The following is an 11,038-nucleotide window of genomic DNA, read 5'->3' on the forward strand; positions in this document are numbered from 1 at the left end:
CTCGGCCAGGTCGTGATCCTGTCGAGCTTCCCGCGCGACCGCACGCTCAGGATCAACATGTATATCTCGCTGGCCGGACAATCGGGACCACTGGTCGGGCCCCTCGTCGGCGGCGCGCTCACCACCTATGTCTCGTGGCGCTGGATCTTCTACATCAACATCCCGATCGCGCTGACCGCGGCGCTGCTGGCCGCCTCGCTGTTTCCCACGACGACCAAGCCAGTCCGCACGCCATTCGATTTTCCTGGCTTCCTGCTGGTCGGCAGCGGCATGGCGCTGCTGGTCTTCGGCATGGACTCGGTCGCCGCCAAGGATGCCGCGGGCAGCCTTATCGGCATCGAGCTGGGCCTGGCGATCGCCATCCTCACGGTCGCCGCCTTCTACTGCCTGCGCACACGCAACCCGCTGCTCGACCTCAATCTGCTGCGCATCCGCACCTTCCGCATCGCCTTTCTCACCGGCGGCGGCCTCGACACGATCGGCCTGAGCTCGGTGGTGTTCCTGCTGCCGCTGATGTTCCAGCTCGGCTTCGGCATGAGCGCCGTGCAGGCCGGATCGTTGACTTTCGTCGCCGCGGTCGGATCGTTGCTGATGCGCTTCTTCATGCCGCGCCTTTTGAACCGCTTCGGCTTCAAACGCGTGCTGGTCACCAATACGCCGATCGTCGCCCTGCTGGTCGCCGGCTTCGCGCTGATGCAGGAAAGCCTGCCGGCCTGGATCGTTTTGGCTTATATCTTCACCTTCGGCGTCTTCCGCTCGGTGCAATGGGCCTCCACCGGCAATCTCGCCTATTCGGACATAGCGCCGGAACAGCTCGCGCGCTTCAGCGCGCTCTATTACATTCTGTGGCAGCTTGCGGTGGCGGTCAGCGTCGGCCTTGCGGCAGCATTGCTTTCGCTGCTCGCCGGTGGCGGCAAAGCCAGCATCAACGATTACCGCATCCTGTTCGTCGTCGAAGGGCTGATCACGCTTTGCGCGCTGTCGGCGTATCTGAGGCTGACACCGCAGGACGGTGCCCATGTCAGCGGCCATGGCGCGCATATGAGCACGGACTAGAGCATGACCCCGAAAAGTGGGAACCGGTTTTCGGAGAAGATCATGCTCCAACAACGACTTAGATCAGGATGGCGATTCAGCGAAACGTCATCCTGATCTAGCGGGCCGAGCCGCGGCCTTCGCCGAACCTATTCTGTGAACGTCACCCAGTCCTCAAGCGGCGCGCGGTCGGTACGGAAGTCGTTTTCGGGCTTCGCGGTATCCTCGTAGCCGAGGGCCATGCCACACACGACGATTTCCTCGTCGGGAATGCCGAGCACCGGCCTGATCTGCCGGTGATAGGGCGCGAACGCAGCCTGCGGGCAGGTATGCAGTCCCCTGCCACGCGCCGCCACCATGATGTTCTGCAAGAACATGCCGTAGTCGATCCAAGACCCCTGGTTCAGCCTTCGGTCGATGGTGAAGATCATGCCGACCGGCGCATCGAAGAAGACGAAATTGCGGTCATGCTGGGCGCGCATCCTGTCGACCTCGCGCCGGCCGATACCGAGCGCGCCGTAGAGCCCAAAACCATTGGCGCGCCGGCGCGTCAGATAGGGCTCGAAGAACTGGTCGGGATAGTAGCGGTATTCGTCCCACTCGGCCTTTTCGGCGCGAATGCCTGAGTTGAGGATCGCGTCGCTGATACGCTGCTTGACCTCGCCCTTTGTCACATAGGCACGCCAGGGCTGCATATTGGTGCCGGACGGCGCGCGCGCGGCGACTGCCAGGATGGCTCGGATCGTATCGTCGTCGACCATGTCGGGCAGGAAGGCGCGCACAGACCGGCGCGACATGATCGCCTCGTCGACGATCTCCGCATCCGACGCGATCCGGATGTTCTTCTCAAGCATGGGTCGTCCCTTTCGGCATGGCCAGGAAACCTGAAACCCGGTTTCCTTAACGACCATCCGCAGACTATAAGCTAAACTGGTCCCGACCGGACGCCCCACTCGCCGCTCGTGCGCGAGCCTTTGCATCAAGCGCCGAAAACGCGCAAGCAAATCTTGTGGACTATGAAAATCTCCTTGATTTTTTCATGATTTTATCCTCTCATGAAATTTATCCGTATTTTTTCACGAGAGACGTTTGACTCCGACCGCGACCAGACCGGAACAGGACAATGGCGACCGGTTGCTTGCCGGCGACATTCGTGCTCTGCGCAAGGCGCGCGGCCTGACGCTGGCCGAGATCGCCCTCAAGCTCGGCCGCTCGGTCGGCTGGGTCAGCCAGGTCGAGCGCGGCCTCTCGGTTCCCTCCCTCGGCGACTTGAGGGCATTCGCCAACCTCTTCGATGTTCCGATCAGCCTCTTCTTCAGCCATGACGTCCCGGTCGAACAGGAGCGCGGCGTGATCGTGCGCGCCGGCAGCCGCCGTTCGCTTGGTACAAATGAATCCGGCCTGGTGGAGGAGCTTCTGTCGCCCGACCTCGGCGGTAGCTTCGAGATGCTGCGCTCGGTCTTCGCGCCGGGCGCAGAGCTGAAGACCGAAACGCGCCGTCCGACGGAAGAAGCGGGCTATGTCGCGTCGGGCACGTTCGAGATCGAGATCGACGGTATCTGGCATCGTCTCGGCGAAGGCGACTCGTTCCGCTTTGACGGCAAGCCTTTCCGCTGGCGCAATCCTGGCATCGAGGCAGCCGTCGTCATTTGGGTGGTTTCACCGCCTGTCTATTGATTGAAGTTGGAGGAAAAACATGGCCGGTTTGCCGACCACGGCGCGCGTGGTGATCATCGGAGGCGGTGTCGTCGGCACCTCGTCGCTCTATCACCTGTGCAAGGCAGGCTGGACCGACTGCGTTCTTCTGGAGAAGAACGAGCTGACCTCGGGCTCGACCTGGCATGCGGCCGGCAATGTGCCGACCTTCTCCTCGTCATGGTCGCTGATGAACATGCAGCGCTATTCGACCGAGCTCTACCGGGGGCTGGCCGACGCGGTCGACTATCCGATGAACTACCATGTCACCGGCTCGCTCCGGCTCGCCCATTCCAACGAGCGCATGCAGGAATTCCAGCGCGCCAAGGGTATGGGCCGCTACCAGGGCATGGATATCGACGTCGTCGGCCTCGACGAGGTCAAGCGCCGCTACCCTTTCATCGAGACGCATGAGCTGAAGGGCGCGCTCTATGATCCGAGCGACGGCGACATCGATCCGGCGCAGCTGACGCAGGCGCTCGCCAAGGGCGCGCGCGACATGGGCGCGAAGATCATCCGCTTCTGTCCGGTCACAGGCGTGCGCCGCGAGAACGGCGAATGGGTGGTCACGACGCCGCAAGGCGAGATCCGCTGCGAGATCGTCATCAACGCCGCCGGCTACCGCGCCGCCGAAGTCGGCAGGATGTTCGGCCGTGAAGTGCCGATGATGGTGATGAGCCATCAGTACATCCTGTTCGAGGAAATCCCCGAGCTCGCCGCCTGGACGAAGGAACAGGGCCACAAGCTGCCGCTGCTGCGCGACGTCGACACGTCCTATTACCTGCGCCAGGAAAAAAGCGGCATGAATCTCGGCCCCTATGAGCGCAATTGCCGCGCGCATTGGGCGACGCATAACGACCCGATGCCGGAGGATTTTTCCTTCCAGCTCTTCCCGGACGATCTCGACCGGCTGGAGCACTATCTCGCCGACGCCGTCGCCCGCGTTCCGATCCTCGGCACCGCAGGCCTCTCCAAGGTGATCAACGGGCCGATCCCTTACGCGCCGGACGGCAACCCGCTGATTGGACCGATGCCCGGCGTGCCGAACGCATTCGAGGCGTGCGTCTTCACCTTCGGCATCGCCCAAGGCGGCGGCGCCGGCAAGGTGCTCGCCGAATGGGTCACCGAGGGTCAGACCGAATGGGACATGTGGTCCTGCGATCCGCGCCGCTTCACCAGCTTTGCCTCGGCGCCTGACTATTGCGTCGCCAAGGGCATGGAGATCTACGGCAACGAATACGCCGGGTGGCCAGTTCGACGCCTATAATGGCTGGGAGCGCGCAACTTGGTATGCCGGCCCAGGCGACGACACGTCCGAGGAAGCGACGCTGACCTTCCGCCGCGACGGGCCGTGGCAGCGGCGCGTGCGCGAGGAATGCCTGGCCGTGCGCGATGCCGCCGGCATCCTCGACCTGCCCGGCTTCTCGCGCTTCAACCTTGAAGGTCCGGGTGCCGCCGACTGGCTGGTAAAGCAGGTCACTGGCCTCGTGCCGAAACCCGGCCGCATCGGCCTCGTCTATTTCGCCGACGACAAGGGCCGCATCGTCACCGAAATGTCGGTCGTGCGCCACGCCGAGGACCAGATGACGCTGATCACGGCGGCGGTAGCGCAGTGGCACGACTTCGAATGGCTGAAGTCGCGCATGCCGGCCGACGCCGCCTTCACGCTGACCGACCTTACGGAGGAATACTCGACCCAGATCCTCGCCGGTCCGAACTCGCGCAAGATCCTGGCCGAGGTCAGCGGTGCAGATTTGACGCTGCCCTGGCTGACGCATCAGGAAACGACCATTGCCGGGCGCTGGGCAAAGCTGGTGCGCGTCTCCTTCGCAGGCGAGCTTGGCTGGGAAATCCACACCAAAGTTGCCGATACGCTGGCCGTCTTCGATGCCGTCTGGGCCGCCGGCCAGAAACATGGACTGAAACCCTTCGGCATGTACGCGCTGGATTCGCTGCGGCTGGAAAAAGGCTATCGCGCCTGGAAGGGCGACCTTTCGACCGACTATTCGATCCTGCAGGGCGGACTGGAACGTTTCGTCAAGTGGGACAAGCCGGACTTCCGCGGCAAGGCGGCCTTGCTCAACGAAAAGCAGCAGGGCGTGAAGAAGCGCTTCGTCACGCTGGTGGTCGAAAATCCCGGGGATTGCGACGCGCCCTATATGTCGACGCTCTGGCATGACGGCAGGATCGTCGGCGAGACGACGTCCGGCGGCTGGGGCCACCGCGTCGGCAAGTCGATCGCGCTCGGCATGCTGCGTACGGATCTCACGGAACCGGGCACGGCAGTCGAGGTCGAGATTTTTGGCGATCGCTTCAAGGCCGTCGTGCAGAAGGACGAGCCGCTGTGGGATCCGAAGAACGAGAGGCTGCGGGCATGACCTCCGTCATCCTCACCGATGGCGGCATGGGCCAGGAGCTGGTCCGGCGCAGCAGGTCCGAGCCGACGCCGTTGTGGTCGGCCAGGGTGCTGATCGACGAGCCGGAACTGGTGCGCGACCTGCATGCGGAATTTATCCGCGCCGGCGCCCGTGTCATCACCATCAACACCTATTCGGCAACGCCGGAGCGCCTGGCGCGCGAGGGCGCTGAAGATCTGTTCAAGCCTCTGCAGAAGCGCGGTATCGAATTGGCCAGGCAGGCCCGCGACGAGGCCGGCGACGCCGCGATAGCCGGCTGCCTGTCGCCCCTCTTCGGCAGTTATGCGCCGGCGTTGACCATATCCTTCGAGGACACGCTCGACATCTATCGCCGCATCGTCGCCGAGCAGGCCGATGGGGTAGACCTGTTCCTGTGTGAGACGATGGCTTCCGCTGAGGAGGCGCGCGCGGCGGTCACCGCGGCGTCCGAAAGCGGCAAGCCGGTGTGGGTATCCTGGACTCTCGCCGACCACGGCGAGCCGCGCCTGCGCAGCGGCGAGACCATTGTCGATGCGGCCAGCGCCCTTGGCGACCTGCCGGTCGCCGCCCGGCTGCTCAACTGCTGCCGGCCTGAGGCCATCGCCGCCGCATTGCCCGAGCTCATCGCTCTCGGCGGACCGGTGGGCGCCTATGCCAATGGCTTCACCTCGGTCGAGGCGCTAAAGCATGGCGGCACGGTCGACGTGCTGCACGCCCGCCACGATCTCGATCCGCAAGCCTATGCCAACCAGGCCATCGGCTGGGTCGAAGCAGGCGCCGGCATCGTTGGCGGCTGCTGCGAGGTTGGCCCCGCCCACATCGCCGCCCTGCACGACAAGCTCATGCGGGCCGGCCACCAGATTTCGGGAGTCTCCTGATGCCAAAACCATCATCTCGCATCACCGGCATCGTGCCTTCGGGCAAGGATGGCTGGGAAGTCCATTCCGCTGCCTGGGCCCGCAAGCACGCTGGCGAGGACATCATCATGCTGTCGGTCGGCGACCATGACTTCGACACGCCGTCGGAGACGATCGAAGCGTGCGTGACGGCCGTGCGCGGCAGCAACCATCATTACACGCCACTGTCAGGCTTGCCGCGCCTGCGCAAGGCGATGGCCGCGGCATCGACCGCCTGCACGGGTGTCTTGACCGAGCCTGACGAAATCATCGCCACGCCGGGCGGCCAGGCCGCGCTCTACGCCAGCGTCCAGGCGGTGCTTGACCCCGGCGATCATGCCATCGTCGTCGCGCCCTACTATGCGACTTACCCGAACACCTTCAGCGCCGCCGGCGCCAGTTTCACCGTGGTCGAGACGCCCGCTGAAGATGGATTTCAACCCCGCGCGGACATGATCCGCGCTGCGCTGAAGCCCAACACCCGCGCCATCCTGATCAACACACCAAACAATCCGACCGGCGCGGTCTATTCGCGCGAACGGCTCAAGCAACTGGCCGAGATTTGCAGGGAACACGACCTCTGGCTGCTGTCCGACGAGGTCTATTGGACGCTCGGCGGCGGTGAGCATATTTCGCCGCGTTCGCTGCCCGGCATGGCCGAGCGCACGCTGGTCATCAACTCCATGTCGAAGAGCCACGGCATGACCGGCTGGCGCATGGGCTGGCTGACCGGCCCGAAGGCGATGATCTCGCTGCTGACCGATCTCAACCTGGTGACGACTTACGGCCTGCCCGCCTTCATCTCGATCGCCTGCGCCGAAGCGCTGGAGAACCATTATGGCGTGAAGGAGATCGCCGAGCGCTACGCGGCACGACGTACTGTCTTCCTCGACGCCATGCGCGGCGTGAACGACCTCACCGTGCGCGGCTCCGAAGGCGGCATGTATGTGATGCTCGACGTCTCCGCCATCGAGCCGGACGACGAGAAATTCGCCTGGGCGTTGCTCGACAAGGAAAAGGTCGGCGTGATGCCCGGGTCGAGTTTCGGCGAGGCCGCGGCCGGCCACATCCGCATCAGCCTTTGCCAGCCTGAACCCATCCTTCAGGAAGCAGCACTTCGCGTGCGCCGCTTCGCTTCCAACTATCGCCGCGAGGCCGCATGACCAAGACTGTTCCCAGCAAAGCCCGCGCCGTTATCATCGGCGGCGGCGTTTCCGGCTGCTCGGTCGCCTATCATCTGGCGAAGCTCGGCTGGACCGACATCGTGCTGCTTGAACGCAAGCAGCTTACCTGCGGCACGACCTGGCATGCGGCCGGCCTGATCGGCCAGTTGCGCGCGTCCCAGAACATGACTCGGCTGGCAAAATATTCGGCCGACCTCTACGTCAAGCTCGAAGCCGAGACCGATGTCGGCACCGGCATGCGCCAGGTCGGGTCGATCACCGTGGCGCTGACCGAGGAGCGCAAGCACGAAATCTACCGGCAAGCCTCTCTCGCGCGCGCCTTCGACGTCGACGTGCGCGAGATTTCGCCGAGCGAAGTCAAGGAGATGTATCCGCATCTCAACGTTTCCGACGTGGTCGGCGCGGTGCACCTGCCGCTCGACGGCCAGTGCGATCCGGCCAACATCGCCATGGCGCTCGCCAAGGGTGCCCGCCAGCGCGGCGCCACGATCATCGAGAACGTCAAGGTCACCAAGGTCCACACCAAAAACGGCCGCGTCTCCGGCGTTTCGTGGACGCAAGGCGAGGACCAGGGCACGATCGAGACCGACATCGTCGTCAACTGCGCAGGCATGTGGGCGCGCGAGCTTGGGCGGCAGAACGGCGTCACCATCCCGCTGCATGCCTGCGAGCATTTCTATCTGGTCACGGAGCCGATCCCGGGCCTGTCCCGCTTGCCGGTGCTGCGCGTGCCGGACGAGTGCGCCTACTACAAGGAAGACGCCGGCAAGATGATGCTCGGGGCCTTCGAGCCGGTGGCAAAGCCCTGGGGCATGGAAGGCATCCGCGAGGATTTCTGCTTCGACCAGTTGCCCGAGGACATGGACCATTTCGAGCCGATCCTCGAAATGGGCGTCAACCGCATGCCGATGCTGGGCACCGCCGGCATCCACACCTTCTTCAACGGTCCAGAAAGCTTCACGCCGGACGACCGTTACTATCTAGGCGAAGCGCCGGAGCTCGCTGGCTACTGGATGGCGACCGGTTACAATTCGATCGGCATCGTTTCCTCCGGCGGCGCCGGCATGGCGCTGGCGCAGTGGATCAACGACGGCGAAGCGCCTTTCGATCTCTGGGAGGTCGACATCCGCCGCGCCCAGCCGTTCCAAAAGAACCGCCTCTACCTCAAGGAGCGCGTCTCCGAAACGCTCGGCCTGCTCTATGCCGATCACTTCCCCTATCGACAGATGGCGACCTCGCGCGGCGTGCGTCGCTCGCCCTTGCATGAGCACCTGAAGGCAAGTGGCGCTGTCTTCGGCGAAGTCGCCGGCTGGGAGCGCGCCAACTGGTTCGCCCGTGAAGGCCAGGAGCGCGAATACCGCTATTCCTGGAAGCGGCAGAACTGGTTCGACAACCAGCACGAGGAGCACCTTGCGGTGCGCAACGGCGTCGGCCTGTTCGATATGACCTCCTTCGGCAAGATTCGCGTCGAAGGGCGCGACGCCTGCGCATTCCTGCAGCGGCTCTGCGCCAACGACATGGACGTGGCGCCGGGCAAGATCGTCTACACGCAGATGCTCAATGCCAAGGGCGGCATCGAGAGCGACCTTACAGTGACCCGGCTTTCGGAAACCGCTTATTTCCTGGTCGTGCCTGGCGCCACTCTGCAGCGCGACCTCACCTGGCTGCGGCGGCACGTTGCCGACGAGTTCGTCGTCATCACCGACGTGACGGCGGCCGAAGCCGTCATCTGCCTGATGGGACCGGACTCGCGAAAACTGATCCAGAAGGTCAGCCCGAACGATTTCTCCAACGAAGCCAATCCGTTCGGCACCTGCCAGGAGATCGAGATCGGCATGGGCCTCGCCCGCGCTCACCGCGTCACCTATGTCGGCGAGCTCGGCTGGGAGCTCTATGTCTCGACCGAGCAGGCCGCCCATGTCTTCGAGGCAATCACGGAGGCCGGCGCCGATGTCGGCCTGAAACTCTGCGGCCTGCACACGCTGGATTCCTGCCGCATCGAAAAGGCCTTCCGCCATTTCGGCCACGACATCACCGACGAGGACAACGTTCTTGAGGCGGGCCTCGGCTTCGCCGTGAAGACGGCCAAGGCCGGCTTCATCGGTCGCGACGCCGTGCTGCGAACCAAGGAAGCCGGCCTGAACCGGCGCCTGGTACAGTTCCGCCTCAAGGACCCGCAGCCGCTGCTCTTCCACAATGAGGCGATCCTGCGCGACGGCAAGATCGTCGGCCCGATCACCTCGGGGAATTACGGTCACCATCTCGGCGGTGCGATTGGGCTGGGCTATGTGCCGTGCAAGGGAGAAAGCGAGGCGGATGTGCTTGGCTCGTCCTACGAGGTCGAGATCGCCGGCGAGCGCTTTGCGGCTGAGGCATCGCTGAAGCCGATGTACGATCCGAAGGCTGAAAGGGTGAAGATGTAGCGCGATCTTCTCCTTCTCCCCTTGTGGGAGAAGGTGGATCGGCGCGCAGCGCCGAGACGGATGAGGGGTGCTCCAGCGGAGTGAGACGCTGGCGTTCCCTGGAACACCCCTCATCCGGCCGCTTCGCGGCCACCTTCTCCCACAAGGGGACAAGGGAAAACTGGCCCTCAAAATCGCTCCAGCCTCGCCCGCACCTTCGCCAGAAAAGCCGCCCGGCTTCTCGGCGTCGAAGAATCCATCAGATAGTGCGCCAGGAAGAACGTCTTGCAGCGGGTGGCGCAGATCGCCCGCATGCCGCGCAGGATCGTCTTGCGGCCGGGCTGGCCGACGACGACGCTCCACCAGGTCGGCGCGCCGCAGGTGGTGATGACGCCGACCTTGGTGACGTGCGTCATCAGCGACTTGATCCTGCCCTTGCCGACCGGCAGCTTGAAGGCGATGTCGGTCGCCCAAACCCGGTCGAACCAGCCCTTCAGCATCGCCGGCAGGCCGTACCACCAGGTAGGGTAGATGAAGAGGATCGCCTGCGCCCATTTCAGGTGCTCGAAATGCGGCTCGAGCGCTGGGTCGTCGGGGGAACGCTCGTTGTAGGATCGCCGTTCCTCGCGGCTCATAACCGGGTTGAAGTTCTCGGCATAGAGGTCGAGCAGTCGAACCTCCCAGCCTCGGGTCTTCAGCACGTCAACCGCGACGTCGCGGATCGCGGCGCAATAGCTTTCGGGCACCGGATGGCAGTAGACCACCAGCACGCGCATCAGAAGGCGTCCATTCTGGCGACCACCTTCGCCACGAAGGCCTTGCGCGTCTCGTCGGTCGACAGGTTCATCGAATAATGCGCGAGGTAGGAGACGGGAGCGCCGGGCTTGATGGTGGCCCGCAGCATGCGCTTCACAACCTTGCGCGGCGGATCGCCCATCAGCATCGCGCGAAAACGGCTGCCGCCATAGGTGGTTATGGCGGCAAGCTTGCGGATGTTGTGCAGCGTCGGCTGCACCTTGCCGTCGACCAGTTTGAACGACACACCAGGCAGGAAGACGCGATCGAAGAAGCCTTTCAGAATCGCTGGATAGCCGTAGTTCCAGACCGGAAAGGACAGCACCAGCGCCTCGGCACTGCGCAGTCTTTCGACATAGCTTGCGACAGCATCGCCCTGTCCGCGCTGATCGTGGTAGCCAAGCCGCTCGGCCCGCGTCAGCCGCGGATCGAAATCCTCGGCGTAGAGGTCGCAATCGTCGATCGAATGGCCCGCCGCGCCCAGCCGCTCCACGATCGTCCGGTGCAGGCCTGCGTTGAAGCTGGTCTCCACCGGATGAGCGTAGAGCACGAGGATTTTCACGGAAGAATATCCCGCAGGTTAGCGCGAGGCACCCCCCTCTGCCCTGCCGGGCATCTCCCCCTCAAGGGGGGAG

The 11,038-nt window shown here is 64.1% G+C and carries 8 protein-coding genes and 1 pseudogene; 6 read left to right on the plus strand and 3 right to left on the minus strand.

What is annotated here, in order from left to right; translation table 11 throughout:
• Positions 1 to 1,056 (plus strand): MFS transporter (locus Q0L57_RS28610; RefSeq protein ID WP_296746442.1); only part of this gene is annotated, 1,056 nt, incomplete at its 5' end.
• 128 nt (positions 1,057 to 1,184) lie between these two features.
• On the opposite strand, the gene Q0L57_RS28615 is transcribed toward Q0L57_RS28610, so the two are convergent.
• Positions 1,185 to 1,889: a nitroreductase gene (locus tag Q0L57_RS28615; protein ID WP_296746443.1), complete on the minus strand. Its 705-nt coding sequence runs from the start codon at positions 1,887 to 1,889 to the stop codon at positions 1,185 to 1,187.
• A 235-nt stretch (positions 1,890 to 2,124) separates the two neighbouring features.
• Here Q0L57_RS28615 and Q0L57_RS28620 point away from each other — a divergent pair, with 235 nt between their 5' ends.
• The 5 genes and pseudogenes from Q0L57_RS28620 (at position 2,125) to Q0L57_RS28640 (ending at position 9,629) form a co-directional block, all read left to right on the plus strand.
• Complete coding sequence (locus tag Q0L57_RS28620) at positions 2,125 to 2,712, plus strand: XRE family transcriptional regulator (RefSeq protein ID WP_296746444.1); 588 nt, start codon at positions 2,125 to 2,127, stop codon at positions 2,710 to 2,712.
• Between the two features lie 19 nt (positions 2,713 to 2,731).
• Positions 2,732 to 5,108, plus strand: a pseudogene (locus Q0L57_RS28625) (FAD-dependent oxidoreductase).
• A complete protein-coding gene (locus Q0L57_RS28630) occupies positions 5,105 to 6,004 on the plus strand; it encodes a homocysteine S-methyltransferase family protein (protein ID WP_296746445.1) in 900 nt (299 codons plus the stop codon). Before Q0L57_RS28625 ends, Q0L57_RS28630 begins: the two are co-directional and overlap by 4 nt.
• Positions 6,004 to 7,185: a pyridoxal phosphate-dependent aminotransferase gene (locus tag Q0L57_RS28635; protein ID WP_296746446.1), complete on the plus strand. Its 1,182-nt coding sequence runs from the start codon at positions 6,004 to 6,006 to the stop codon at positions 7,183 to 7,185. Before Q0L57_RS28630 ends, Q0L57_RS28635 begins: the two co-directional genes overlap by 1 nt.
• On the plus strand, positions 7,182 to 9,629 hold the full coding sequence (locus tag Q0L57_RS28640; RefSeq protein WP_296746447.1) for an FAD-dependent oxidoreductase: 2,448 nt from the start codon (positions 7,182 to 7,184) through the stop codon (positions 9,627 to 9,629). The genes Q0L57_RS28635 and Q0L57_RS28640 overlap by 4 nt, the downstream gene beginning before the upstream one ends.
• Positions 9,630 to 9,796: 167 nt before the next feature.
• Here the strand turns inward: Q0L57_RS28640 and Q0L57_RS28645 are convergent, their stop codons facing one another.
• Positions 9,797 to 10,384, minus strand: coding sequence for an NAD(P)H-dependent oxidoreductase (locus Q0L57_RS28645; protein ID WP_296746448.1), 588 nt, complete (start codon positions 10,382 to 10,384; stop codon positions 9,797 to 9,799).
• On the minus strand, positions 10,384 to 10,965 hold the full coding sequence (locus tag Q0L57_RS28650) for an NAD(P)H-dependent oxidoreductase (RefSeq protein ID WP_296746449.1): 582 nt from the start codon (positions 10,963 to 10,965) through the stop codon (positions 10,384 to 10,386). The genes Q0L57_RS28645 and Q0L57_RS28650 overlap by 1 nt, the downstream gene beginning before the upstream one ends.
• Positions 10,966 to 11,038 lie beyond the last annotated feature (73 nt).

This window comes from Mesorhizobium sp., assembly GCF_024509055.1.
GTDB lineage: Bacteria > Pseudomonadota > Alphaproteobacteria > Rhizobiales > Rhizobiaceae > Mesorhizobium.